The sequence below is a fragment of the Anabaena sp. AL93 genome (assembly GCF_001672085.1).
Classification (GTDB): Bacteria; Cyanobacteriota; Cyanobacteriia; order Cyanobacteriales; family Nostocaceae; genus Dolichospermum; species Dolichospermum heterosporum.
On the sequence record NZ_LJOU01000042.1, the window covers coordinates 20,200 to 46,732 of the forward strand.

The 26,533-nt window shown below is 37.6% G+C and carries 27 protein-coding genes and 2 pseudogenes; 13 read left to right on the forward strand and 16 right to left on the reverse strand.

The window, feature by feature from the left end:
* Positions 1-30 precede the first annotated feature (30 nt).
* On the forward strand, positions 31-1,863 hold the full coding sequence (locus AN486_RS12740) for an ABC transporter ATP-binding protein (protein ID WP_053540162.1): 1,833 nt from the start codon (positions 31-33) through the stop codon (positions 1,861-1,863).
* Between the two features lie 199 nt (positions 1,864-2,062).
* On the opposite strand, the gene AN486_RS12745 is transcribed toward AN486_RS12740, so the two are convergent.
* The 3 genes from AN486_RS12745 to AN486_RS12755 all read right to left on the reverse strand — a co-directional run bounded on the left by AN486_RS12745 (position 2,063) and on the right by AN486_RS12755 (position 3,208).
* Positions 2,063-2,461 (reverse strand): type II toxin-antitoxin system HigA family antitoxin, encoded by a 399-nt coding sequence (locus tag AN486_RS12745; RefSeq protein ID WP_053540161.1) that lies wholly within the window; start codon positions 2,459-2,461, stop codon positions 2,063-2,065.
* Positions 2,462-2,547: 86 nt separating this feature from the next.
* Positions 2,548-2,862: a helix-turn-helix transcriptional regulator gene (locus AN486_RS12750; RefSeq protein WP_053540160.1), complete on the reverse strand. Its 315-nt coding sequence runs from the start codon at positions 2,860-2,862 to the stop codon at positions 2,548-2,550.
* 4 nt (positions 2,863-2,866) lie between these two features.
* On the reverse strand, positions 2,867-3,208 hold the full coding sequence (locus tag AN486_RS12755; RefSeq protein WP_053540159.1) for a type II toxin-antitoxin system RelE/ParE family toxin: 342 nt from the start codon (positions 3,206-3,208) through the stop codon (positions 2,867-2,869).
* A gap of 178 nt (positions 3,209-3,386) precedes the next feature.
* Between AN486_RS12755 and AN486_RS12760 the strand changes: the two genes are divergently transcribed.
* Positions 3,387-3,668, forward strand: coding sequence for a hypothetical protein (locus AN486_RS12760; RefSeq protein ID WP_053540158.1), 282 nt, complete (start codon positions 3,387-3,389; stop codon positions 3,666-3,668).
* A gap of 114 nt (positions 3,669-3,782) precedes the next feature.
* A complete protein-coding gene (locus tag AN486_RS12765) occupies positions 3,783-4,739 on the forward strand; it encodes a hypothetical protein (protein WP_290600924.1) in 957 nt (318 codons plus the stop codon).
* Positions 4,740-4,821: 82 nt separating this feature from the next.
* Here AN486_RS12765 and AN486_RS12770 read toward each other — a convergent pair whose 3' ends face one another.
* A complete protein-coding gene (locus AN486_RS12770) occupies positions 4,822-5,598 on the reverse strand; it encodes a sulfite exporter TauE/SafE family protein (protein WP_053540156.1) in 777 nt (258 codons plus the stop codon).
* 244 nt (positions 5,599-5,842) lie between these two features.
* Here AN486_RS12770 and AN486_RS12775 point away from each other — a divergent pair, with 244 nt between their 5' ends.
* The 5 genes from AN486_RS12775 (at position 5,843) to AN486_RS12795 (ending at position 13,179) form a co-directional block, all read left to right on the forward strand.
* Positions 5,843-6,514: a glutathione S-transferase family protein gene (locus tag AN486_RS12775; protein WP_053540155.1), complete on the forward strand. Its 672-nt coding sequence runs from the start codon at positions 5,843-5,845 to the stop codon at positions 6,512-6,514.
* Position 6,515: 1 nt separating this feature from the next.
* On the forward strand, positions 6,516-7,502 hold the full coding sequence (locus AN486_RS12780; protein WP_053540154.1) for a formylglycine-generating enzyme family protein: 987 nt from the start codon (positions 6,516-6,518) through the stop codon (positions 7,500-7,502).
* 55 nt (positions 7,503-7,557) lie between these two features.
* Positions 7,558-9,897 carry an arylsulfatase gene (locus AN486_RS12785; protein ID WP_053540153.1) on the forward strand — a complete coding sequence of 780 codons (2,340 nt, stop codon included), beginning with the start codon at positions 7,558-7,560 and terminating at the stop codon, positions 9,895-9,897.
* A 185-nt stretch (positions 9,898-10,082) separates the two neighbouring features.
* Positions 10,083-10,955, forward strand: coding sequence for a bile acid:sodium symporter (locus AN486_RS12790; protein ID WP_053540152.1), 873 nt, complete (start codon positions 10,083-10,085; stop codon positions 10,953-10,955).
* A 772-nt stretch (positions 10,956-11,727) separates the two neighbouring features.
* Complete coding sequence (locus AN486_RS12795) at positions 11,728-13,179, forward strand: hypothetical protein (protein ID WP_053540151.1); 1,452 nt, start codon at positions 11,728-11,730, stop codon at positions 13,177-13,179.
* A 536-nt stretch (positions 13,180-13,715) separates the two neighbouring features.
* Here the strand turns inward: AN486_RS12795 and AN486_RS26675 are convergent.
* The 10 genes and pseudogenes from AN486_RS26675 to AN486_RS12845 form a co-directional block, all read right to left on the reverse strand.
* Positions 13,716-13,955: pseudogene (locus AN486_RS26675) on the reverse strand (hypothetical protein); the annotation flags it as partial.
* Positions 13,956-14,026: 71 nt separating this feature from the next.
* Positions 14,027-14,614, reverse strand: coding sequence for a hypothetical protein (locus AN486_RS12805; protein WP_053540150.1), 588 nt, complete (start codon positions 14,612-14,614; stop codon positions 14,027-14,029).
* A 171-nt stretch (positions 14,615-14,785) separates the two neighbouring features.
* Complete coding sequence (locus AN486_RS12810; protein ID WP_053540149.1) at positions 14,786-15,292, reverse strand: DUF1257 domain-containing protein; 507 nt, start codon at positions 15,290-15,292, stop codon at positions 14,786-14,788.
* Positions 15,250-15,543, reverse strand: coding sequence for a hypothetical protein (locus AN486_RS12815; protein WP_199924295.1), 294 nt, complete (start codon positions 15,541-15,543; stop codon positions 15,250-15,252). Before AN486_RS12815 ends, AN486_RS12810 begins: the two co-directional genes overlap by 43 nt.
* Complete coding sequence (locus AN486_RS12820) at positions 15,528-15,755, reverse strand: DUF2997 domain-containing protein (RefSeq protein ID WP_053540148.1); 228 nt, start codon at positions 15,753-15,755, stop codon at positions 15,528-15,530. The genes AN486_RS12815 and AN486_RS12820 overlap by 16 nt, the downstream gene beginning before the upstream one ends.
* A gap of 126 nt (positions 15,756-15,881) precedes the next feature.
* Positions 15,882-16,169, reverse strand: a complete 288-nt coding sequence (locus AN486_RS12825) for a hypothetical protein (protein ID WP_168636856.1) — start codon at positions 16,167-16,169, stop codon at positions 15,882-15,884.
* 158 nt (positions 16,170-16,327) lie between these two features.
* Complete coding sequence (locus tag AN486_RS12830; protein WP_053540146.1) at positions 16,328-16,756, reverse strand: DUF6876 family protein; 429 nt, start codon at positions 16,754-16,756, stop codon at positions 16,328-16,330.
* 3 nt (positions 16,757-16,759) lie between these two features.
* Positions 16,760-18,340: an AAA family ATPase gene (locus AN486_RS12835; RefSeq protein WP_053540145.1), complete on the reverse strand. Its 1,581-nt coding sequence runs from the start codon at positions 18,338-18,340 to the stop codon at positions 16,760-16,762.
* 90 nt (positions 18,341-18,430) lie between these two features.
* Complete coding sequence (locus AN486_RS12840; protein ID WP_290600932.1) at positions 18,431-18,976, reverse strand: hypothetical protein; 546 nt, start codon at positions 18,974-18,976, stop codon at positions 18,431-18,433.
* Between the two features lie 149 nt (positions 18,977-19,125).
* Positions 19,126-19,449: a transcriptional regulator gene (locus AN486_RS12845; RefSeq protein WP_053540144.1), complete on the reverse strand. Its 324-nt coding sequence runs from the start codon at positions 19,447-19,449 to the stop codon at positions 19,126-19,128.
* A gap of 121 nt (positions 19,450-19,570) precedes the next feature.
* Here AN486_RS12845 and AN486_RS12850 point away from each other — a divergent pair, with 121 nt between their 5' ends.
* The 4 genes from AN486_RS12850 to AN486_RS12865 all read left to right on the forward strand — a co-directional run bounded on the left by AN486_RS12850 (position 19,571) and on the right by AN486_RS12865 (position 23,237).
* Positions 19,571-19,912, forward strand: coding sequence for a hypothetical protein (locus AN486_RS12850; RefSeq protein ID WP_148279076.1), 342 nt, complete (start codon positions 19,571-19,573; stop codon positions 19,910-19,912).
* A gap of 46 nt (positions 19,913-19,958) precedes the next feature.
* Positions 19,959-22,604, forward strand: coding sequence for a DUF5906 domain-containing protein (locus AN486_RS12855; protein WP_290600936.1), 2,646 nt, complete (start codon positions 19,959-19,961; stop codon positions 22,602-22,604).
* A gap of 58 nt (positions 22,605-22,662) precedes the next feature.
* Positions 22,663-22,902, forward strand: coding sequence for a hypothetical protein (locus AN486_RS12860; protein ID WP_053540140.1), 240 nt, complete (start codon positions 22,663-22,665; stop codon positions 22,900-22,902).
* A gap of 182 nt (positions 22,903-23,084) precedes the next feature.
* Complete coding sequence (locus AN486_RS12865; protein ID WP_160170653.1) at positions 23,085-23,237, forward strand: hypothetical protein; 153 nt, start codon at positions 23,085-23,087, stop codon at positions 23,235-23,237.
* On the opposite strand, the gene xisF is transcribed toward AN486_RS12865, so the two are convergent.
* Positions 23,221-24,588, reverse strand: a complete 1,368-nt coding sequence (xisF, locus tag AN486_RS12870; RefSeq protein ID WP_053540139.1) for a fdxN element excision recombinase XisF — start codon at positions 24,586-24,588, stop codon at positions 23,221-23,223. The genes AN486_RS12865 and xisF overlap by 17 nt on opposite strands.
* A 27-nt stretch (positions 24,589-24,615) precedes the next feature.
* On the opposite strand from xisF, the pseudogene nifH reads away from it, so the two are divergent.
* Positions 24,616-24,909 (forward strand): annotated as a pseudogene (gene nifH / locus AN486_RS12875) (nitrogenase reductase); the annotation flags it as partial.
* A 191-nt stretch (positions 24,910-25,100) separates the two neighbouring features.
* Here nifH and AN486_RS12880 read toward each other — a convergent pair.
* Complete coding sequence (locus AN486_RS12880) at positions 25,101-26,264, reverse strand: DUF3883 domain-containing protein (RefSeq protein ID WP_290600940.1); 1,164 nt, start codon at positions 26,262-26,264, stop codon at positions 25,101-25,103.
* Positions 26,265-26,533 lie beyond the last annotated feature (269 nt).

Consider the following 26,533-nt stretch of genomic DNA (forward strand, 5'->3'; position numbering starts at 1 on the left):
CGTCTATTTTTATTTTTTACAGCAGATAAAATGATGAAAAAAATCAAACTTTCTAAATCTTTTCAACGCGCTCCTAATGCGCCAGAATTACCAGATACTCCCTTCCAATTTATTTGTCATTTCGTTAATCAGTTCCGCTGGTGGTATGTGTTAATGGTGTCTCTGGAAATCATACACGCCACCTGTGGGATTATGTTACCCTATGCGATCGGCGAAATGATCCGCAGTGTCACACGCTCTACAGGAGACAGCAAACTCATTTTTGATAGCTTGAAACAACCCCTGATCCTGTTCACGTCCTTAAGTATAGGTGAGGTAGTATTTGGACGTTCTGCGGGATTGTTACAAACTATTCTCCATCCTATCCACAGACAGCATATTGTGCGATCGCTATATGCCTATTTACAACAACATTCCCATCGCTATCTTAGCAGTAGTTTTGCTGGAGCATTAGCCCATCGTATTGCAGAAACTTCTTTGGGTGTCACCCAAACCATGCAAATGATGATTACTGAATTTATGCCAGTAATTATCGTCTATATCGTTTCTACGGCATTACTCTATCGTGCCTATCCTCCTCTAGCTGCATTTGTGGGAATTTGGGCAGTTTTGTTTATCAGTATTTCCTTCTGGTTGGCGACTCGTTGCCGAATTTATGCCCGGAAAGCCGCCGGCGCTAGAAGTGAAACCACTGGCATTATTGTAGATTCGGTGACAAATCTCACCAGTAGCAGACTTTTTGCTCGTTTGGGTTTTGAACGCCGCTATTTGAATGACCAATTAAAGAGTGAACTCAAAGAGGTAAGAAAGTCTAACTGGTATTCTGAACGAATCCGCTGGTTTCAGTTTATCTCAGCAGCCGTTCTGAAAATCGGCACATTGTATTACTCACTTTCTCTTTGGAGTCAAGGAAAAATTGCTACGGCTGACTTCGTTGTTGCAACCAGTTTATCACTTTTAATCATTAGTGAAGCCCGCAATTTAAGCAAACGGTTTTTAGAATTTTTTGAACATATTGGTAATGTAGCTAATGGTGTGAATACTATTATTCAACCCCATGAAATCATAGATCGGGATAATGCCATAGATCATGCCATCACTAAAGGTAGTATTGAGTTTCGGCAGGTGCATTTTGGCTACTCATCAGAGAAAACTGTATTCACTAATCTCTCTGTCACCATTCAACCAGGAGAGCGCGTCGGATTGGTGGGTTTTTCTGGTTCTGGAAAATCTAGTTTTGTAAATTTGATTTTGCGTTTATTTGACCCCCAATCGGGACAAATATTAATTGATGGGGTGGATATCAAAGATATGACTCAGGAAGCCCTACATTCGCAAATTAGCCTGATTCCTCAAGATCCTTCTCTGTTCCATCGGACTTTGTTGGAAAATATTCTTTATGGACGTTTAGAAGCTTCAGAAGCGGAACTGATAGAAGCAGCACGGAAAGCTTATGCTGATGATTTTATTGCCCAGATGAGGGAGGGTTATGATTCTTTGGTGGGGGAACGTGGTGTTAAACTTTCTGGGGGACAAAGACAACGAATTGCGATCGCTCGCGTTATCCTCAAAAATGCACCTATCTTAATCTTAGATGAAGCAACTTCTAGCCTTGATTCCATTACGGAAAAAGCGATTCAAAATACCCTAGACACAGCAATGAATGGAAAAACGGTAATTGTGGTGGCACATCGTTTATCTACTATCGCGCATTTAGACAGAATTTTGGTATTTGATCATGGTCGCATTATTGAAGATGGTTCTCACTCTAAGTTATTGGCTAAGGGTGGAGCTTATTACAGATTATGGCAAATGCAAGCGGGTGGATTTCTGCCACAGGAAGAAGCCTTGATTAATAAATAACTAAGGGCTTTCAGCAGATTGATTTGGAGACTCAGTAATTAAATTACTATCGTGAGTTTCCAACGACTCTTTGCTTCATATTCTCAAAATCAGGATGTCCAGGATGAAAACAGGAATTTTATCACCAATTGCCAATTGCCAATTACAAATTACTAGCTTCAACTAGACAGATTAGAGAAAATAATAGCGAGTTTTATTATTAAATAAACAATGCTAGAGAAACATTAAAAAGTTCTCCTAAAGCTTTTGCTTGAGCTTTACTAATTGCTCTTTTTCTATTCACAACCTCAGAAACCACGCCTTTAGAACCAATAATTCCTACTAAATCAGATTGTTTAATTCCCCTAGCATCCATTAAATGTTCTAGCATTGCATGGGGAGATGATTGTTCAATAGGATAGTATTTAGTTTCAAATTCTTCAATGAGAGTGACTAATAATTGTAGGATAGCAGTTTGTTCTGGTGTACGTTGTTGATCAGCCATTAATTTTTCCACAGTTTCTAATGCTTGATCATATTCTGCTTCGGTGGTGATGACTTTGGGTTGATATTCTACTAATAATTGACTGTAGGTGATTTTATCTAAGGAAATAGTCATGATTAACTCCTGTTAAAAGAAAGGATCATTTTTCCATTTTTCTTATCATACAAGGAACACAAACTAACACATTTTCATCATTTTTTTTACTTCACACCTGAAATAACCTGGCCAATATCTTGAGGAGTTGCACCAGTGGCTAAAATTGCCCGAACTAATAATTCAATTGAAACTGAAGCATCGCCATTTTCAGCTTTAGCAATTCGAGGTTGGCTGGAGCTAATTTTAGTAGCCAGTTCACTTTGAGTCATCAATTTTTGGCGACGTTCCTTCAAGTTTTTACTGAGAGCTAGTTTAATTTCCACAAAGATACTTTCTTCAGTTGTTAACTCCAAAAAATCGGAAACTGTGCCAATTTTCCAGCCTTTAGATTCTAAACGTTCTTTCTTAGCTTGATCCATCACATTACTCCTGTTGATCATTATCGTATTTGCTCAATCGCTTTTTACAAATTTCCATCACTTTCTTGGATGTTGTTCTGGTTGTTTTATTAAAGACTTCAATAATCAAGATTGCATCATCATCAATTCGATAAATAATCCTCCAGTTTTTATCTGCATCTCGAATACGTAATTCATGACAGTGAGTTCCTATACTTGACATAGGGCGTGAATGTGGCAACCCAATGGATTCACCTTCCTGTAATTGCCTGAGCAGAACACCAGCTTCTATTCGTGCTTCTTGACTGAAAGGTGGGGTTTTAACTTCACCATGCAACCAAATTAAGGGTTTACTTTGAGCTTCCATATTGTATTTATATCATATCTGATATAAAACGATGTCTAAAGTTTGAACATAGCGATCGCTTATCTTGTCGCTTACGCGAGAGAAAACCCGGTATCTTACCTTCTGCCATGGCAAGGTTTGACCAACAGAAATCTACCGTGTACACTTATATTTAATCTTCCATCTAAACCTAATTGATATGAATGCTCTCAGTAAACCACCATTCCGAGGTATTGAATTACACTGTACGGGCTATTTCCCAATCTGTTTTCTTGATAGATGTGAAGATTATGGGACTACGCTCAATATGTTTAAGGTTTCATCTGAGTTTGTTGATAATACAAACATTTTGAATCGTCCTACTCATGTTTTTCGTAATTCACCAGCAGTATTTGAGCTACTAAGACAAAAAGCTATTGAAGATAAAGACTTTATAAAGGTAGAAATTGTTGAAGATCACTCCGATGTAGGATTCCCCTGATACTTTTATGCTAAACACAAATCAGGCGAGGAGATTATATTCGATGGAGTAATTTTTAGAATTAGCCGAAAGATAACTGATGATGAATTTCATCTAAAAGACGCAATTTCTCTTATGAGTTATCCGTCTCATCCGAGAGCTATACAGTCTCTTAATAAAGCAATTATCAAAGTTAAACCGGATTTTCCTTATTCTGTTTATACATTTCGTAATTTTTACACAGCCTTAAAAACTGACTGGCAAATTTTAGGAATAAAGGCTGAAGGAAACCCATCAATGCAAATATCTATAAATGATCAAAATTTACTCACAGTTACGTCTTTGGATTATGTCGAGTATGGGAAAAAATATAATTTTTACATAGGCAGCCATAAAGAAATATTGCAGATCATAGCTCACGACTTATATCAAAGTATTGAGATTGGAAATTGGCGAAATTATATTTCTTTAAAAGTTGATCAAGCCAACAATTGCTTTCAACAGTCATCTGATGCTTTCGCAGAGCTTTCAAAGCCTTTTCATCATATTAAATCGAAATTGAAAACTTGGTCTGAAGCAAAGCAAGGATTTATCTATCTTCTTCAAGAACTTCCACTACTCTATCGGTATAAACTTCTCATTGAGACTTATGAAAAAATAGCTAATGATAAATTGAGTAGTATTAATGGAAGGAGGCAGATTTTCATTTATGAAGACGAATATGATAATCGTTCTGCCATTGCTAATTGGGCAAAGTATTTTTTTAGTGGAGAAATTAAAAATGAGAAAATTTCAAACATATCTAATGAACCTATTAGCCCAGGTTATACAAACGATATTCAATTATTGAAGAATGATATTAAAGAATTGGAAAGAACTGTTCAAGACGTTCAAGACAGCTTTTCCTTGAGTAAAGATTTATTTGCTTCAGCGCAAACAGAATTTTCAGCTTACTCAATTTGGCTCGCAATTACAGCAATAATTATTTCAGCAATTCTAGGAGTTATCCCATTTTTCATCTCATCTTCAACAAATGCTTCAGGACAGTCAAGAAATCAATCTGAATTGAGTTTACCTTCATCAAGACTTTAATATACTGCCGTTCATAAGATAAATTATATGTATCGGCTGATAAGTCGCAACGGTTGTTACATCCGTTGCATTTTCTCATTATTTATCCCCTAATAAAAAAGTAAGTAGTCATACTAAACCCAACAACAATTACAAATATCCGCACTAAACGAGGGTCTAATCTCCGAGCATAATGAGCGCACAAATAACCACCAAGAGAACCACCCACAGCCATTAAAATAGCCTGATGCCAAGCAATTAAACCAGCGAACATAAAAGGAAAAATAGCAATACCGTTGATACAACTACCAAGAAAGGACTTAAAAGCATTCATGGTGTGAATATTTTTAATACCTAAAAAACTTAAAGTTGCTAACATTAAAATTCCTAAACCTGCACCAAAAAAACCTCCATAGATAGATATTGCTAATTGTGCAATCACGAGAATTAATAAAGGTGGAGATTCTGATGATGATTTCTTGCTTTGAAATTGTAGCCACATTTTTAAGGGTTCGCTAAATGTAAATATCAGCGTTGCTGAAAGTAACAGATAAGGAAGTAGCTGTTTAAACACATCCGCTGATGTATATAACAAAATAATAGAACCAATTCCCCCACCAATTAAACTGGTAATACATAGTATCAAAAGCTGTCGTCGCGGAATATGTAAATTGTGACGATATGCACCCGCACTGGCCATAGCTGCAATCCATAAAGCAGTATTATTTGTAGCATTGGCAATAATTGGCGATACACCAGTAAATATTAAGGTGGGGAATGTAATAAAACTACCACCTCCCGCTACAGCATTAAGTGACCCGGCAATAAACGCGGTACTGAAAAGAAGCAAGCTATGGACAAGTGTTAAATTGTTGGGCATTTTGGCTCTATGTTTGGAGAAGAATGTTTGCTAAAAGACTTGTTTTTTAGTAAAAACTATGGAATACTTCTAATATAGTACGCTAATCCGACCAATAAACCGTAGTTAATGTAAAGCCCTGGTAGTTTGCCAGTTAAAAAATTTAAATCGTAGGAGTGAAATTGCTTCACTTCTATCTTTGGCTGTCATGCAACTACTAATTTTTGCAATTAACTAAAAATTCACACAAATCCTAATCAACAAAATGAGTAACATTCAACTTTATTACACTAAAGGTTCTACTTTCTCCCAAAGAACTCGTGTGGTTTTACTGGAAAAAGGAATTGATTTTACACCCATTGAAATTGATTTACAGCACAAACCAGAAGGTTTTACCAATATTTCTCGTTACGGTAAAGTTCCAGCGATTAAGCATGGAGATGTAGAAATATATGAGTCCGCAATTATCAATGAGTATTTAGAAGAAGTATTTCCTGAACCCGCTTTGTTACCTCATGATCCTGCTAAAAAAGCAGTTGCGAGAATTTGGATTGACTACGCTAATACTCGTTTAGTCCCAGCTTTTAATAAATTACTGCGTGGTAAAGATACCCAGGAACAAGAACAAGGACGAAGAGAGTTTTTAGAGTCTCTTTTATATATTGAGGAAGAAGGATTAGGTAAACTTTCTGGTAATGGTCCTTACTGGTTAGGAGAAAATCTGAGTTTAGTGGATATTAGCTTCTATCCTTGGTTTGAAAGATTACCAGTTTTAGAAAAGTTACGTAATTTTACACTGCCAACAGAAACACCCAAATTGCAGCAATGGTGGGAAAATTTGCGCCAACGTGAATCCATTCAACAAGTTGCTAATCCTACAGAATTCTATGTAGAGAGATTTGCTAAAATTCTCGGTTTAACAGTCCCAACGGCGTAAAATGCGGTTTCTAATATTGCTACTAATTCAAGTAGTTGCACTCATATCACTATTCACCAATTCACCAGCATTAGCAGATACCGTTAATCCCTGTCCTCCAGGAATGGTAATGATTTCTGGAGGTATATTCAAAATGGGAGCAGATGATTCTGGTTTTGAGGAAGAGCGAACAGGAGAAAACGTGACAGTTAGCTCCTTCTGCATTGATAAATATGAGGTAACAAACGCCCAATTTGCTGAGTTTGTCAATGCCACAAATTATGTAACAGTTGCCGAACGTCCATTATCAAAAGAACAGTTTCCTGACTTACCAGATGAGCAGCGATTACCAGGTTCTCTGGTATTTCAAATGCCCGAACCAGGAGTTAAGCAAGTTCAACTTCTCAGTTGGTGGCATTGGACACCCGGTGCTAATTGGCAGCATCCTTTTGGGACTGATAGCAGCATTACAGAGAAAGAAAACTATCCAGTTGTGCATATTGCCTACGAAGATGCTCTAGCCTACGCCCAATGGGCAGAAAAATTACTACCAACAGAAGCACAGTGGGAATACGCCGCTCGTGGTGGATTAGACAGCGCAACTTATACCTGGGGTAATCAATATTCTGCCAAAAAAGCCAATACTTGGCAGGGAATCTTTCCCTTTTTTAATACCAAAGCCGATGGTTATGTAGGAACAGCAAAAGTAGGTTCTTTTCCAGCTAATGCTTATGGACTTTACGACATGACCGGCAACGTTTGGGAATGGACTTCCGACTGGTTTAGTTTAGGACATGACAACAAAGCCCACAGCGTCAACCCCACTGGACCAAATAAAAGTTTTGACCCCAAAAAACCAACAGAAACTGCCCTTCATGTCATCAAAGGAGGCTCTTACCTATGTGCGCCAAACTATTGTAGCCGCTACCGTCCAGCAGCACGAGAATCAGAATCTCCCGATACCGGAACAACTCATATCGGCTTTCGATTAGTAAAAAACCTGAATTAAAGAACACTCTCTTAATTCCTCTCTGTGCCTCCGCGTCTCTGCGTGAGAAAAAAATATGTTAAATTTAATTTTGCGAGCGATCGCATTATCTCTTTCCATCATTTTCCTAATCACTACTAGCCCCGCACTAGCAGATACAGGAAAAGTATTACCGATTAATCCACCATCTTTTAAAGGTAAAATCGGCATTACTTACAAAGAATCAACACCGGATTTTCCTGCACCAATTAAAGCCCCGGAAAAAGCCCCCAATGTATTATTAGTATTATTGGATGATGTGGGTTTTGGGCAAGCGAGTACCTTTGGTGGTGCTATAGAAACCCCGAATTTGACTCATTTAGCGGAAAAAGGATTACGTTATAACCAATTTCACACCACAGCCCTTTGTTCACCTACCAGAGCAGCTTTATTAACTGGACGCAATCATCATTCAGTGGGTACAGGTGTAGTTGCAGAGTTAGCATCAGGCTTTCCTGGTTACACAACTATTTTACCTAAGAGCGCTGCTACTGTAGCGGAAGTATTACGGCAAAACGGCTATAACACCGCAGCTTTTGGTAAATGGCACAATACACCAGATTATGAAACTAGTGCGGTTGGACCCTTTGACCGCTGGCCAACAGGGTTAGGATTTGAGTATTTTTACGGCTTTTTGGGTGGTGATACTAACCAATGGAGTCCGGCTTTAGTCGAAAATACCAAGCGGATTGCACCACCAACCAATAATCCTGATTACCATTTGACACCAGATTTAGTAGATCATGCCATTAGCTGGATTCATTCTCAACAGTCTATAGCCCCCGATAAGCCTTTCTTTACCTATTTGGCTACAGGTGCTACCCATGCACCTCATCACGCTCCTAAAATCTGGATAGACAAGTATCAAGGCAAGTTTAATCAAGGCTGGGATAAATTACGAGAAGAAACCTTTGCCCGACAAAAACAATTGGGTGTAATTCCTGCTAATGCCCAACTTACTCCCCGTCCGAAAGAATTACCAGCGTGGGATTCCTTATCTCCAGATGATCAAAAAATCTATGCCCATGAAATAGAAGTATTTGCCGGTTTTTTAGCATATACAGACCATGAAGTAGGAAGATTAATTAATGCCATTGACCAAATCGGGGAATTAGACAATACCCTAGTTTTCTACATTGTTGGTGATAACGGTGCTAGTGCAGAAGGTGGTTTAGCAGGTAGCGTCAATGAATTAAAAGTTTTCAATAAAGTACCCGAAAGTCGAGAACAACTGTTAGCTTCTTTAAATGATTTAGGTAGTCCCAAAACCTTTAATCATTATCATGCAGCTTGGGCTTGGGCTGGTACTACTCCCTTCCAATGGACAAAGCAAATAGCTTCTCATTTTGGTGGCACTCGTAACCCCTTAATTATTGCATGGGGCGATCGCATTAAAGATCAAGGCGGACTTCGTAGCCAATTCCATCATGTCATTGATATTACGCCAACTATTTTTGAAGCTGCGGGAATTACTGCACCTACAAAAGTTAATGGTGTGAAACAACAGAAGATTGAAGGTACTAGCCTACTTTACACCTTTGATGATCCTGAAGCTGCTTCTGAGCGTAAAACTCAGTATTTTGAGATGTTCGGAAACCGGGCTATTTATAATAATGGATGGATAGCTGCGGCTCGTCATCCTCGATTACCTTGGCAGGGTACAATTAATGCTGACTTCGAGAAAGATCCTTGGGAACTATACAACATTGATGAAGATTTTAGCGAAGCGAATAACTTAGCATCTGAAAATCCAGAAAAACTGCAAAAACTGCAAAAGTTATTTTTATCAGAAGCGCGTAAACACAAAGTTTTACCATTAGATGATCGCCTTTCTGAACGTTTTGATGTCCAAAGTCGTCCTTCCCCAGCCGCAGGACGGACAACTTTTACTTACTATTCTGGTGCAGTTAGTATTCCCGAAGGTAGCGCCCCAAGTCTGAAAAATAAATCTTTTAGCATTACGGCTGATGTGGAAATTCCAGAAAGTGGTGCAGAAGGTGTTCTATTAACCCAAGGAGGACGTTTTGCTGGTTGGGGATTTTTCCTCGAAGATAGTAAACCAACTTACGTTTACAACTTTGCTAATTCCGAACGCTACATTATTCAATCTTCTGAAAAATTAGCATCAGGTAAATCAACAATCAAATTTAATTTTGATTATGACGGTGGTGGAGTTGGTGCTGGTGGAATAGGGAAGTTATTCATTAATGATCAACAGGTGGCTGAGGGTCGAATTGAAAAAACTTTACCCTACCGTTTGGCTTTAAATGAAACTTTTGATGTGGGTCGAGATACAGGTACTCCGATTGTGGAAACCTATCAAGTACCATTTGCATTCACAGGTAATTTACAGAAGGTTACTTTAAATTTGAAGTAATTGTTGTCTCACTCAGAGGCGCAGAGAGAAAGATTGAGAGGATATTTTAAAAGTCATACTCAATTATTTTCTTCTCTCTGTGTCCTCTGTGCCTCTGTGGTTCGTTAAAAAAAGAGTTTCAGGCTTAACAGAATCATATTGAATATTCCTTTCTTCTTTGCCTATTGGCGCGAAATAAGAAATTTATGAACGAAATTATCCCCATCCTTGACAAAATTGCATTTTTGGCTTTTGTTGTTGCTACTATGTTTGGTACAGGTTTAAAATTAACTGTACAACAGATTTGGCAACCTCTTCGTAATATCCGTTTGGTTGTTTTATCGCTATTAACAAATTTTGTTTTAGTGCCACTTTTTGTATATTTGCTGGTGCAAGTAATACCTGTTAATGAACCTGTGAAAGATGGTTTGATAATTATGGCATTAGCATCAGGTCCTCCAGCCTTACCTAAACTTGCCCAAATAGTTAAGGGTAATTTAGCTTTTTCTACAGGGTTAATGATGATGTTAATGTTCGGCACTGTTTTTTATATGCCAATTGTATTACCATTAGTTTTGCAAGGTGTAGAAGTCAATTCTTGGGATATTGCCAAACCTTTAATATTGATGATGATAACACCATTGGGAATTGGGTTATTAATTAAGGCAACATATCAGGATATCGCTTTAAATCTCCAAACAATTACTTTCAAAATATCTAATTTTGGATTGCTTTTAGGTTTAGGAGTGAGGTTGATAGTACACTTCAATGAAATTATTGTTTTATTGAAAACTGGAGTGATCTTTGTTTGTGCTATTTTTATTATATTCTCTTTTACTGTGGGTTATTTATTGGGTGGTCCTGGTATTGATACTCAAAGAGTTTTAGGAGTAGGAACTGCACAACGTAATTTTGCCGCAGCATTGTTAATAGGTACGAGCAATTTTAATGATCCGAATGTAATCAGTGTGATTATGGTGACAAGTTTATTAATGATGGTTTCAGTTCTAATTTTGGGTAAAAAGTTACCAGAATTAGATCAAGAACAGGGTGCGGAAATAAAGCAGCTTGAAGTTTAGTGATGACATAGGAGGGAAAATGATGTATATAAGAGCCAAATAATAATTGACAATCTTTCATGTATTTTTGAGTGTCTAGCAGGTGACAATGCCAGACTTGATCTATAAGTTGACTAGGAACGAAATAATTGGTATTAGGATAGAGCCAAAACAACATCAAAAAACATATATATTGTGCGATCGCCCAATCAGCTTGTTTATCAGTCAAACCGCACCTAGACTCAGGCTTCATGAGCCGATATTTTACAGAACTAAATTCCGGCTGACTAGGACTTTGATGAATAAATTGTAATAACTTTTTGTTCACAATGACACCTGGTATAATTACATTATTGAATCAGAAAAGCATATTGGCGTTATTGCTATTGCTCTGAGTGATTCCTAGAGTTCTATCAGCAGGTTTATCGTCCGTTATGCAAATTTAGGTAGTGATCCGAAAGTAGTGAAAGAGATAAAAGCTATGCCAATCGCATATTATAGTCTTATGTAACAATACCTGACAGGATGAAAAAAATAGTTAAGATACCCATAGAATAAGACGCATAGCTCTCTCACTCTGTTGATAATACTTCTGCTTATTAGGAAATAATCTTAATAATGATCTAACTGAAAGCCAATAAAATCGTGACGATATCAATAGGGTTTCAGGACTTTGGTGAAGGTATAAGGTATTGTTAACTAACATCATTTAATTATCGGTAAAATCCACTTTTATAGTGTTAATAATCTTCAGAATTATGTTAAAATACATAAATAGTTATTCTGTAAAACTATGACACCAGAAGAATTATTAAATCAAATATCAGACGGCATCTGGATTAACAAAGGTGGCTTGAAAGTTCCCGATGATGTTGTTCAGGCTTTGCAACGAAAAGAGGACTGGTTTGATGGATTAAACCCTGTTGTTTATTCAAAAGACAATCTTCCTGATATAAAAGGAATTTTAAATTTTTTCTCCGAACAGGAATTAGATAAAGAGGTTGGTTTCGCTGCAACTGAGATTTTGCAATCTTGCTACGGTGTGAATAAAGTAGTTAATTCAAAAATTCACGATAATCCCCAAGCATCAGGAGAGAATAAATTAGATTTACTTGCTGGTCAAGCTACTAAACCGGACGATTACACAGCAGCAGTAGAAGTAAATAATTTATTTATGAATTGGGGAAATATTGTCAAAAGTAATTATACAAATAACAGTGATGATATTTTTCTAAGAATCAAAAGCATTGAAGAGACTAATAAAAATTGGTTTCAAGATAAAGTTGATGATTTGAAGGCACAAGTATTAGCTGCTTATGATGATTTAATGTCCCGATTTGATGAACAAGAAGATCCTGTACCCCAAGAAGTCAGGAATCATTTTATTGCAGTTAGAGAAAAAACTGAACAGAACTTTTCTGAAGCCATAACTGACTTTCCACAAGATAATGACAATTTAGTAAATATATTTCTAGGATTATTTAACAAACTCAAAGAAGAATTGAATAATATACTTCAGCAAATTAAAGAAACAATATTTGGTAAGGATGAATCTAAAGCAGCCAAGGCAGAGGCCAGACAAGAAAATAAAGGCAAAGTAGCAGAATTGATACCTACTGAGTCTTGTATGGCTAACGCCACGCAAGCTATCAAAAATCAAATAGGAGTCCTATATAGTACAAAAATACCCCTGTCCAAAAAGGATAGAGGTATTTTTTTGAGAGGATTAATTAATCAATTTCAACGTTACGGAGTTAATATTTTTAATCCGTATAATTTACCGTCAAAACCATTGAAATTTCCTATAACCAGTCCGTTTGTAGTGTTGTATGTTTGTGTAACTGGTTTTGATGCTGAAACTCCATTTACATCCAGTGTTACTACATTATTGGATCTAATTATTTTGATAGTGTCTGGGGAATTAATACCAGATACAGAATTGGGGATTGTGATGACATTATTCTGCCCAACACCAACATCAAAGCACCAATTTGAGCCATCTGGGCGCAGATTTAATAATCCATCTGGCTCAACTCCCATGATATTAGAATATTGGGGATCAATTGCTAATTTAATTTCTATGGCGAAATCTGCATTAAAGTTTTCCTCTATACCCTTAATGGTTAAAGAAGATGATCTTTTGACAAAGGACAGATGCTCACCTAATGAATCTATTCCAGCAGTTATATTATTAGCCAAAATGCTCAAACCATTGGCTAACATAGTAGCCATATTTAATTGGTAGGATTTATCAAAAAGCGTAGGTGTAGGTGTAGGCGTTGGTGCAGGTGTAGATGGAATAAACACCTCACAGACCTTGACAACACCATACAAGGGATCTGAACCAAAGAAGGCGACATCACAAGTCCCAGACCCACTCACTGTTTTTTCAATCCAGGTGTTGTTGCGTCCATAACGAACGCGCTGCGACTCGCCGACAGTAAAAGCACCCCCTTCTCCGGCCACTTGTACCCACGAACCTGACGGAGGCGTTGGTGTTGGTGTGGGTTTTGGAATTGACTGTAAAATGAGCGATTTAATATCACCAAACTTCACTCCTTTTGGACCGCCCAGAGTGGGAACAAGAGCAATCAGAGTGTCATCCTTAATAAGGTTAGGTGCGATAGCTACGCTGACCGAAGGTATCGCTTCACTCGCTCTATCCACAATAATTAATTGGGCTGTTTTCACTGGAGCATACTTAGCTCCTTTGATAGAACCGAGTATAAGTTGAACTGTTTCTTCCCCTTCCTCGTAAGCATCTTGTACCACGCTCACAGGAACGTATTTATTGTCACTTTCACCATCTGCCCAGGTTAGAGTAACGCTGACTTTTTCAATATCTTTGCCTACAGTTGCACTTTCGGTTTTAGCAGTTACTTTGACACTTGCAATTCCAGATGTACCACCAGTACGGCTAACTGCTATTCTGTCACCTACCCAAGTACCAGATTCAGTGATTTTATAGGTAGGTTTGGTAAATTGAAGAATTCCCGTTGATAGAGTTGATGTGGTTGGCATGAGTTTAATTCCAAAAAATCAATAGTTTGTATTAATAAGGTGGGTATTACCCACCTTAAAATAGTTAAAAATTAAGTTTGGACTAATAAACCGCAAGCAATTACCAAACCATCTGTTGCCTTGCCAATAATATGAACAGATACATAAGGATCATTGTCTGCATCAACATAGACAACATTAATATTATCTAATTGAGAAAAGATATTTTTAATGTCAATGGAAAAATCCAAAGATTTAACAGGCGTTGCTAAATCTGCCAGAGTTGCAGCAGGGGTTAAAGGTGTGATAGTTGCACCAGTTGGTACTAAGTCTGGATATAAAGAGTAAGCTTTTTCTAACAATTCTTGAACAGCCATTTTATTGCGATTAGCAAATGCTTGTTCTAAGGTTTCATATCGGATTGTGCGAGTTTGAGGAACTACATAACCGGGAGGAATTAACCCAGTTTCATCAAGTGCATCAGTTCTCGTTTCAGACTTGCGAAGTGAAGCATCTAAAGACAGATAGCGTTTTTCATCCAAGATTAAATTTGTTGATGTTTTGACCGAAAGAGGTGCGCCATTGCTAGATTCGGTTTTTTCAAAGTCGCTGGCATCATCACGAATAATCTTGGTGCGAAGCAAAGTAGAAGCGTCTTTCTTGGTTAATGTAGTAGCCATTTATTTTTACCTAAAATCTAAAATTCTTAGATTATTCTAACATCAGAAAGCCGAAAATAGTCAACCCTAAAAATCAGCTAAAGTATTGCTATAAATGGTTCTTATCTCATACTAAACTGGTTTATTTTATAATTAATGATTAATCAAATTGATTTTGTTAAACCAGTTTTATTAGCTCCATTTCCCAGCAATTATCTTAATCTCTCCATTTTCTTCAGAGATAGATTCAATATTAAAGCCATTAGCAGCTAGAGAATTTAAGGCATTTTCACGGGCATAGTTAAAGGTTAAAGTTCTCATAAATTTTTCAGCATGATGATTAGCTCCAGCGTAATTGAGAAACTTGAATTCATCTTCTAATTTCACAAATCCGAAATCACTAGAATCATTCCAGTGAGACTTAGCTTGTGGTCTATGAATAACAAAATCAATTGTTTTGTAATTCTCGAAACAGTGAGTAGTAACGTTTTTCTCTAGGGTTGCGCCAACAAGAATATTTTCGAGTCCATTCTCAATCATTTTTCTAAGCACAGATTCTAAAACTTCAGCGTTTTTGATTGTAGTTCTGATGTGGGTTAAATGTGACATTGTTAATTCCCTATTTTGAATGGTTCTGAAAATACCAGCTTTTCCTATTACCCAATTGTGTAAGCTTTCTCTACCTTCTGTTTTTGGCATCGTTTGGCGTAGTTTGTGTCAATAACGTGCTGGATTGCAAGCTGTGAAACCCTCAAGTATTCTTGACTGGGTTTTTTATCTATTTCTTGTCCTGGTCGGTAGTTTTTGTAAACCAAAGCCTGTAAATATGTTGGTACTAATTTCCAATGATTACTACACATCAGGTATTGGGGTTTCACTTTCATACAACAGTTTGGAAGATGGCAGTAATGGCACTGAGAAATTAATTTCTGTTCTACTGGTTTAGCCATAAATTATCGTCTTGTTTAACATAAATTTCTGGGTTTTGATATATGGCTTCACCACGCAAGCTATCAGGTAATAATTCCTGAGATTCAATATTGCCTAGAGATTTTTCTAAACCTGCGGTTAAATTAATGCAATTTTCACCATCACCATTAATTATTCGCTCTGTGATAATTCCGTCTTTACCGATGGTAATTTCAATTTGTTTGTATTGCATCTGAAAATCCTATCCTTTGGTTTATTAAAAGGTGGTAGCTAACCACCAATTACGCTACTTTCTTTACTGATTTAATGAGTCAATAATTTCTGAGATTCAACTGGGAAATTGTGGGGTTATTTGATGTCATATAATCCTTGGAAAATTCTGAATAATTTCCAGGGTACTGTCAAGAAACCTATTAATTAACTCAATCCTTACTTCATAAGATATATTGGAATTATCCAGATTTTCAATTTGAAATTTTGCCGCTAACATATTATTGATGGCTATTGATAATTTCCTCTTTATTTCATTAATTACCTCTTCATTAATTTCTGTATTCTTAGTTAAAGTTGCACCTTGAATTAATTCACCAATTTCTGATATCGTAGGTTTATATTGCCAACTTGAAAAATCTCTGTCTGATGCCATATCAAATACCTCAATCATCAACCTCTATAAGTGGTAGCCATTGAATAAAGCTAATTTCAGCAATTAGTCGGTTGCCTTAAAATTCTAATTTCGTGCATTTTAGTATTGCTTTAAAAGCAGTAAGACGGGGCAGTTTAGCAAAACTACCCCTAATTTTTTTAATGTTCAGATGGTAGTAAAAGAATGCTATTCTCAACGTATAGCTTCATTTCTGTTAAAGGAAAATCAGTAAATTCAATATCTTGTCTAATTACTGGTTTTACTCTCTCAACTGGCGTATCTTCCCAGCAAGTTAATACTGCTTTATGATTAGGGTTGGGATTTATAAAACCGTATTTTTGAGGTAATTGATTTTCGGTATTAGTGACAGTTAGTAACCATAGCTGAAAATATCTCAAGTTTTCATTAGACAGTAATCTCTTGGTTTGATGGGAAGCGATCGCATCTATTAACCAATATGCTTGGGCTTTTTCTGCTAAATATTTTACTCCTGTAGTGTATTTCAACACTTTGCTCCAATGTAAATAATACTGTTCACTTCCAGTAAAATTAGCTAAATCCTGAATCAATTTTGTGGCTGAAATCATGGATTATTCCAAATAATTATCAACCTCTAAAGGCGGTAGCACAAAATTAATTTCACTCACTTTTAAACTGGCACTTTTAGCACCGCTATATTCTGCCCATTTAGTTAAGGATTGAATTTGAGTTTGGGAGATTTGAGCTAATGGTATACAACTAGCAATAGAATCCAACAAATCACCTTGAGTAAATTCTTCATTGCGACTGAAAGCATTTTGCATCCCTTCATAAATCACTTGTTCAATTTCAGCCCCAGAAAAATCTTTTGCTCGACTGGCTAATAGTTCAAAATCAAAATCAATGCGATTAGGACGCAGACGGTTTAGATGGACTCGGAAGATTTGCGATCGCTCTGTTTTGCTAGGCAGATGTACAAAAAATATTTCATCAAGTCTACCTTTACGAATTAATTCAGCAGGAAGCAATTCAACATTATTAGCAGTGGCAATAATAAATACTGGGCTGGTTTTTTCCTGCATCCAAGTAAGCAATGTGCCGAACACACGCCTAGATGTACCAGAATCACCGTCACTCCCAGTATTAATATTGCCAAATGCCTTATCAATTTCATCCAGCATTAGACAACAAGGAGATATAGCCTCAGCTAGTCTAATTACCTGTCTTACCCGGTTTTCACTTTCTCCAACAATGCCACCAAATAGCCTTCCTACATCCAATCTGAGTAACGGTAATTTCCACTCAGCAGCAATGGTTTTAGCTGACAAACTTTTCCCAGTCCCTTGAATCCCCGCAAGTAAAACCCCCTTGGGACTGGGTAAACCATACTCACGCGCCGCATTGCTGAAACTATTTGCTCTGATTCTCACCCATTGTTTGAGATTTTCCAGCCCCCCAACCGACTCTAAACCAGCTTGTACAGGGATAAACTCTAGAATCCCAGTCTCTCTGATAGTTTGCCGCTTTTCCTCGATGACAGCAGCGATCGCACTCTCATTAATTTTGCCTGATTTGGCTAAACATTTCGCCAAAACCCGACTAATCCGACAACGACTCAACCCCTGGCAAGCTTTCACTAACTGCTCATAACCAGGGTCGTCTAATTTAATCTTGCTACCAACCAACTTAGAAATTAAATCATAAATTTCATCGGTATCTGGAAGTGCAAAATCAATAACGGTGCTTTCTTCCCGTAATTCTACAGGCAATCTCAATTCATGAGTTAGTAGTACGAGTGTACGCTTGTCCCGTGAAATATCCCTGGCCAAATTTTTGATTTCTCGAATTAAAGGTAACTGTGCAGGGGTAATTTGACCGTTACCTGTGGGGGCTATCAAACTGGCCACATCTTTGAGAACAAATATCGTTGATTGATTAGCAGATGATTTTGCTACCCTTCCCAAAGCATCCATAGGATTCCCTTTACCCTGCCCATCTTCACTCCAGCCACGCACGTAATCCCAGAAATATATTTGTGATTTTCGTGATTGGCATAACACAATTAATTCTTGTTCTGCTATTTCTTCCTCTGGAGTTACTACATAAATTAAAGGAAACCTAGCAGATAAAATCAGTTCCAGTTCTAATTCTGGGGAATAATTGGTGGGAGCATCCACTTTTGGAAGAAACATAATTCTCGCACTCCAAAAACCCTACTATATGGTTCATCTAAAAAAGGCTATTCTCTCCCAAAAATGAGAGAGTTTAAAATGTAATAAAATCTATGCTGCAACTGGTTTTTTAGACCTTTTATGCAACTGAGACTCTAATTCTTCAACGCGCAACTTCAACAAATCTCTCTCGTCCTCTTCTGCTAAAGTTTTAATGCGAACTGCTTGCAGCAGCGCTTCGCTATCGCCACTAATGGTCGTATCAGCCTTTTGATGCCCAAATGTATAAAGAATAATTCCAAGTTGCTTTGATAATTGGTGAACCTCTTCAGGAATTTCCGTTTCATCTAAAGTTTGGTCATCATTTAAAATTTCTGCAACTAAATTTTTCTCACCTTTGCTGGCTTTAAGTGCCTGAGTATTATCTTTCCGCCATTCTTCCAAGAATCTACAAATATTCTCAGAACTTCCACCAATCCCGTAAATTTCCTTGAGAGCCGCTTGTACAGAACGGACAACAATCCGAATACGATTTTTTTGCAGCACGGCACAAGCTTGATCAACCATCTCCCGATTGACGCTGTTGTACCTGATAGTTTTATCGAACTCAAAACCAGATAAATCCAAGGCTGTAAATGTTGTTGGTAGCTTGGTCATAGCAGAAACCAATATGGTGCTTGTAAAAACCATGCTACCACAGCTACCATCTTGGTGTATACGCTAATTATTAAATTTTGTTAAGCACCAGGCATAGAAAAATAACGTATTTGACGCAGATTCTACGCCATAAGTTTCAAAAAGTGAAACTAAATATTTTCTAACCGAGTTGCAATTTGCCTCAAAAGAGATACTAGTTGTTCTTTAGAAGCCCCTGAAATCATTGCTGATAAACGTTCATAATGAGATAAGGCTTGTCTTCCCTCCAGATAATCCATAAGTTCATTTACTGTTTCACCCCTTAATCTAGCGATTTTTTCTAAATTAGGACGTTTTGGGATCGTGTTACACGATTCCCAGTCAATAATTGTACTGTGCTGTACACCGAGTTCTCTGGCAAAACTCCTGAGATCCCTGCCAGCCCTTAGATTTACAATTATTTCAGCAAATCTTTTTTTAGCCTCTAAATCCACTTGATTACACCCTTGATATCTATTGGATGTATCAGAAAATTAGATACTTTTGTGGTTGTCATAGAAACCAACTTGGATGATAATGAATATACAAAAGATAGAAACCAGGATGGTGTTTATCATGAAAACTGAGAACGTAAAAAGAAGAAATCGTACTCGCAAAAACAAAGAATTTCAGCCTAAACAGTTAAAAGTGCAAAATCGTGGTGACGGGAAGGTTCAAAAAACGCTTTCTATTAGGCAAGAAACACATCATGCACTGGCAAGAATTGCCCATGACAGGAATCTCTGGGAGTCCGATTTGGCGGAAATGGCTATTTGTACATATTTGGGGATTGAACCGCCACCACCGCCCATGGAAAAAAGTAAGCACATTAAGAATATGGGCGATCGCAGAAAATTCCCAAATCCAGCAGGACTTAACAACTTATCAAAAATAGAATCAAAAGAAATTACTCCGTAGACAGAACTTCTTATTGTCCACCCTTAAATAATTTCAAGAAGTAACAATGTTTGCTAGAGAACTCCCAACATTTTCAATATTCGACCACCTAAATAAATTGCAAATAGTCAGACAGACTCGAACTGCTATTAGGGCTATTTGTCCAATTTGTGGTGGTAACAATTTTGAGATCACAACATCTGGCAAAACTGCCGGACGTTACGCTTGTTATTCCAATATTGGATGTACATCAGAACAGATTAGAGAAGCGATAGCTCCGTTGCTCCAAGGCAACGCACCCGGATCAGAAGCCTTTGAAAAAGCTGGAAGTCATTATAGGGGTTTGGGCAGACGGATAAACCTAAGAGTTTTACCTGCACCGCTCAAACTGTACAAGCCTGTACTTTTGCCAGCAGGTGAAATAGTTCTGTCCACACTTTCAGAAGATGTAGATGTTGTACCAATAATTCAAAAGGGACTTAACACAGAAATTATCTATCACTACAGTTGTGAGCAGTGGGTATTAAGAACTGACTTTTATAACGAAGCCGGAGAACGCACCCATAAAACGACGAAGCCTTGGCATATCAACGCAGACAGTAAGAACATCAATTCCAAAGGTGAAAAACCATGGCCAATTTACAGAATCCATGAAGCTGAACAATCCGCAGTTGATCAATGGGTGTTGGGTGTTGAGGGCGAAAAGTCTGTGGAAGCAGCCCGTTTTCTTGGTATTTGCACCGTTACTTGGATGGGTTCAGCCTGGTCCGATGTTGATTTAGAAAGTGGGTTGATTTCTCTCAAAAAGGCGGGTGTGGCTGGTTTAATCTCTACAACTCTTGAACTTACCCCCCACTGTCCCGCCCATAGACTGACTTGGTGTTTACCTTATCAATATTCTGCGATTCCTACGGAGCGCTTCGCTATCGCAACTTGTCCACCTATCGAAGCATGGTTTAATTCTCAAGTTCAAGACCAGGGAACTATAGATGTTTTACGGGCTTATCTTTATGCTGTCGCCAGTGGTAAATCAGAGTGGCAACAATATTTAGAAATCATCGGCAAGGGTGGGACTGGTAAGGGGACTTATACCCGATTAGCACAAGCACTTGTAGGACTTAGAAACACCCACTCTACAAAACTGCAAAAACTAGAAAAATCTAACTTTGAATCTGCTTCACTCAAAGGTAAACGCCTATGTGTGATCACAGACTCAGAAAGATTTGCAGGTGAGGTTTCAATACTTAAAGCCATGACTGGTTCTGATTTAATTCCCTACGAAGTCAAGGGTAAACAATCTACATCAGGTTTTATATATCCTGGGATGATAATTATTGCTGGTAATGAGGCGATCTGCTTGCAGCAGCGCTTCGCTATCGCATCATCAGATTATACATCTGGTACAGAACGTCGTCGAATTGGTGTCCGGTTTGATCAACAGGTTGAGCGTAAAGACCAGCAGATTCTACTAGATTTTCGGACTAACGGCGAAATGTTTGGGGAGTTTGCCGGATATATCCCAGGGCTTCTTAACTGGGTTTTGAGTATGGGTGAAGTTCGTGCTAAGGAACTTCTGAAAAATCACTGTGAAGCTTCCCAATTACTCTGTCAGCAAAAAGCAACCATGCTAACAGAAACTAATCCTTTAGCAGCTTGGGCAGATGAAGAACTTGTACAAGAAACTGGATATAGAAATTATGTAGGTATTGCCCAACAAATCAGATTTACAACAGGTGATATAGGTCAATCTGAATCCTGGACTGCATATCGCAACGCTAATACTTGGCTTTATCCTAACTATTGTCAATACGCGCAAAACACAGGCACAAATCCGTTATCTCAGAAACGTTTCACCAGTTTGTTACTTGATTTGTTACAGGCACAGTTAAAGTTGCCAATTTCCAAAGGAACAGATAGAAAAGGGTCTTATTTTGAAGGCATCAAAATAAGAACAGGTAGCGATGATGACATTTCTACATTAATCACAAAGTTGTCTGAATTAGAACCAAATAATAGCAATTTTAATACTGAATCAGAAAAATGTGATCGGTCGTGTGATGGGTTGATGATGGGTGATGTGATGGTTGAAACTCTTATAGAACAAGCCTGTGATGGGTGTGATGGCAAAATTGACAATTATTCAATCGAGAATGAGAACATCAAAAATACTCTAAGTATGAATACTGGTACAGCCTTACAAGGAAATTTGGCTTTTGACCCATCACAACCCATCACACAGGTAGTTATAGAAATGCCTAAAACTACTGCTGTAATTGAGGTTGAAGCTACTGTGATGGGTGAATCTGTACCATCACAATTACAAGAGTTGCAACGATCAGGAGAAGTTGCCAATACTGAGACAGAAAAAGCAGAAGAATTTCTTGTACTGAGCGAACTTGTACTGACTTGTGCCGAGCGAAGTCGAGGTAGCGAAGTCGAAGTAGTCGAAGTAATCAATGTAGAGGCTGTAATTGCTGAAAGAAACAACAAATTCCCCATCGGTTCTTATGTTTACTACAAGGATTCAAGGTTTAAAGGATTTGGGGAATTAGGAAGCAAAAGACTATGCCAAGTAATTGCACATTTAGATTGGTGTCCAGAACATATTCAAGTTAAAGGTAAAGGCGTTGAAGGAATTGTAGCCTGTGCTGATTGTCAATCTTTAACCCGACACGAAGAATTAAAACTAGGCTTGTCCAGAAAAATACGTTAATTGTCAGTGGCATTTAAACAAAGGACAATTAACAATTAACAACTGACAACTGACAATCATGAAAAAATGTGTAAATGAAGATGAATTAATGAGGCACAGACAAGATCTAAAAAATCACTGCCATGAATTAATTGATTTGATATTCCGACATCGCTATGGAATTAAATTACTCTTGTCCGCTAGTAAAGCCTTAGAAATGATTGCTGATTACAAAGCTAACCGTAATGGGAACTATGTTAAAAAATTTCCCCTGAATGTTCAAGATGTAGACACATTGCCAACGGTGGTTAAGGAATAGTTTAGAATCAGAGAACACTGATAAATAATTCATACAAAACAATATGAAAATATTGATTCTTGAGAAACACAAAACTTGATTTGATATTTGATTTTGTGTCTGAATAATAAATTTGTTCATCATAAACAGACAAAAATATCAAAAACTAGCTAGACTAGTTACAAGACTTCACCTATTATGATATGCAGGAAACAGCGACTCAAGTATTGATTCGTGTCTCTAAGAAATGGTATAGGATTCGGTATTTAGATCCTTATACCAGAAAGAGATTAATGTTATTATCAGAAGAAGAATTTGAAGTAGAACTTCAAGGGCTGCTTAAACCCGCAGCTTGACTTCTTTGATTTCACCATTGGCAACTTTTACGTAATCAATTAATTCTTTATATATTAAGGATTTATCCGCCCAGGGTGTTTCATCCCAAAAATTAATATTGCTACAACAAAACGCAAGAATATCAAATAGTTCGCTGTTGATTTTATTAACTACGGTTTCTTTTTGTTTGATTTTATTGATCTCTAAAATTGTTTGGTCAATGGCATCTTGAATTATTGGGTTTTTAGGTAAAAGTCTCAGTGATTTTAGTTGTTCTTGTCTAGCAATCAATTCCGGGCTATCCTGTGTTTCCACATTTGAATTTGTAATTGCATATTCCTTGATTTCCCTATGCCGTTCTACTAAGGTTTGATCTACCGTTAAAATAATATCTGGTAGATAGGTACTAATTTTGTTGCTACAAAAATCATTTCCCATGTTTTCATGTTTTTTGCAACGGACTCTATATGTCGAATTTCGTTTCTTACAAAAACATTTATAGCCGCAGTCAGCACAAATAATCTGCCCAGCTAGGGGGAAAATCTCTGTTTCCTTTTTTTCTCTACCGTAGCTGTATTTAGATTTATTTTCGTCAAGTTTTCTAACTATGCGTTTGAATATATCCTCAGTAATCAAAGGTTGGTGAGTATCTTCATGAATATCCCAGTTCTCAGGTTTATTTAAATTGTCCTTGATATTGTAGGCGGTACATCCTCTGAGTACAGGGTTTAAAAGCCAGTAACGCAGTCCGGCAGCAGTCCACTTGAGATGATAAGTTTGCAGTAAATATTGACCCGTACTCCTCAATGTAGCCCCATCACCGAGGAAATATTCAATCATCTTGTGAGCGATCGCCCATTTACTAATTCCATTCATCTCAGATAAATCAGGAGCATACTTTTCATCCACGCGACAATACCCAAAAGGTGGCCGGGGAGAAGCCTTTTTCTGCTCTCTAAAAAAGTTCATGCCATTTTTGATACGATTAGCGAGTAGCCTAGATTCAAATTCAGCCAATCCAGCCATCTGATTCACAGAAAACCACCCAAAGGGGGAAGATGGGTCAACGGGGGCATCCAAAACCGTGAGTTTGACTTTGTACTCCTCAAAGATAGCGATCGCCTTGTGAATCCCCACCACACTGCGTCCTAGTCTGTCAATTCTCGTACAGATGACTTCGGTAATCTTGCCTTGTTTGCACTGAGCAATCATTTTATTAAATTCTTTCCTCTTGTCGCTGCGCCCGGACTCAACATCTGAGAAGATGACAATAGCGCCAGCCCTTTCTACTCGTGCTGTTTGTTGTTCCAAAGCATTACCTTCATCCTGTTCACGGGTGGAAACCCTCACATAACCTGCTTTCATCATCATTCCTCATACTGCCCATATTGTTAATATAACTCTACTCGTTTGATGCTTCACTCCAAGGCTCAAACAACCGTTCTTCACTTGGCTGCTGAAAGAGGATCTGTTGAAGACCTAGAACTTCATGAAGTAATGCTCAAAGGTTTCCGCGACGTTAAATGCGTGGAATCCGGTGGTCCAGAACCCGGTGTAGGTTGCGCCGGTCGTGGTATTATCACCGCTATTAACTTCCTAGAAGAAAACGGTGCTTACACAGATTTAGATTTCGTATCTTACGACGTACTAGGTGACGTTGTATGTGGTGGTTTTGCTATGCCTATCCGTGAAGATTAAGCTATTTTGTCTGGGGTTTTTGTAAATGCAATTGGTTGGGAATTTTGATTTTTTTTATGCCCTATTTTTGCCCTGGGAAATTTTAGATAAATGGGGTTTTTGTTAGGATTTATTCTTTTATTTACCCTATTTTGTCCCTAGTGTCAAGGGGGATACATGATTTTTGATAAATGGGTTACTAATTGTCATAATTTTTCAATGTCTAAATCATCATTAACTGCTACTAACCACGAACTACGATTAATGGAGTATTGTATGACGGTTATTTCTCTGGCGTTACAGTTTTCAGTAGGGTTATGAATCCAGTATATCGGGTTTTGTGACTCCACTCTAAAGTTCTCAATGATAGCCAACCAGTAATCTGAACCATATTCTTTTGCTTTTTGCCACTCTCTTTCAGTTAAAGTTGGAGAACAAGAACCTAATGAACTTTTAACTTCAATATATTTTCGTTTGTTACCCTTTTCAGCCAAAAGGTCATATCCACATCTTTGCTGAGATACATCGTATACAATCCAATCATTATTTCGTAAAACCTCCATTACATATTGTTGAGCGCCCCAACCACTATTTGATCCTGGTTCAGGTATTTCTACTTCTGAAAGTATTGGATTTGGAATCTCTTTAATCTGTCTATCAGATGAAAGTTTTGAAATTGCTGGAACTGAAACAACTGCCTTTAATAAGCTTTGTGAAATAGGGGTGTAATCTACTGACGGAAAATTTTTCAATAGTTGTAGATTATACTGATTCTGTTTCTTATCCTCAAAGTATGCGATTAATTCTTCTTGAGAGAAGCCATAGTCACTTGCAAAATCATTAATATCAACTTCCTTGCGACTAACATAAATACCAGGTAATGGGTCGTGATACAAGGCAACTATCAAAGGTAATATAGGTATACGTTGCCCATTTGGGGCTATATGTGGTAGAAAATTTTGTATGTTTGCCATATCTACAAGAGAATAGCTTTCTCCCCGCACAGTTGTTTCGGCGCGAAGCCATTTTGGTTGTTCTTCGCCTCGGTATTTAGCCTCACTTTGACATAATATACAAGTGGCATTTTTTAAGCTACCTTGTTGTACAGGTTGAAGATATCGGCAATTCAAACGATTTTGATTCAAAAAATCATGGTCAGCTAAATCTTTTGAAGAGGCATAACAAACTATTCCTTTCTGAAGGCGGAAGTTGTTTCTCCAAGTATTTTGAGGAGAAGTATTCCCAAGACCAACAACACCAGTTTTAGCCAGATAGTTGTTATCAAATAACCTGAGTACGCAGTTATTTGATGGTCTAGATTCTTTACTGTATAAGTCATCTATCCCACATTCCGCACCCCCAAGTGTCACACCCCAAGAAAACCGATATATTTAGTACATAAGAACTAATACCTGTGAGGGGTGATTAAAATTTATTGAGGCTAAATAGGAATAATTACTATTAAAGCAGATATATAGTCAATAAAACGACTAAGTACGAAATTTTGATTCTGAGGTGATTGTAATGGAAAACCTAGTCCAGAATCATTGAAAGCTTTATCCTCAATGACTATAAAAAACTAAAAAAACGTTTTAAATCAACAGAAAAATGAGAACATGGTAACAGATACTTATATGGA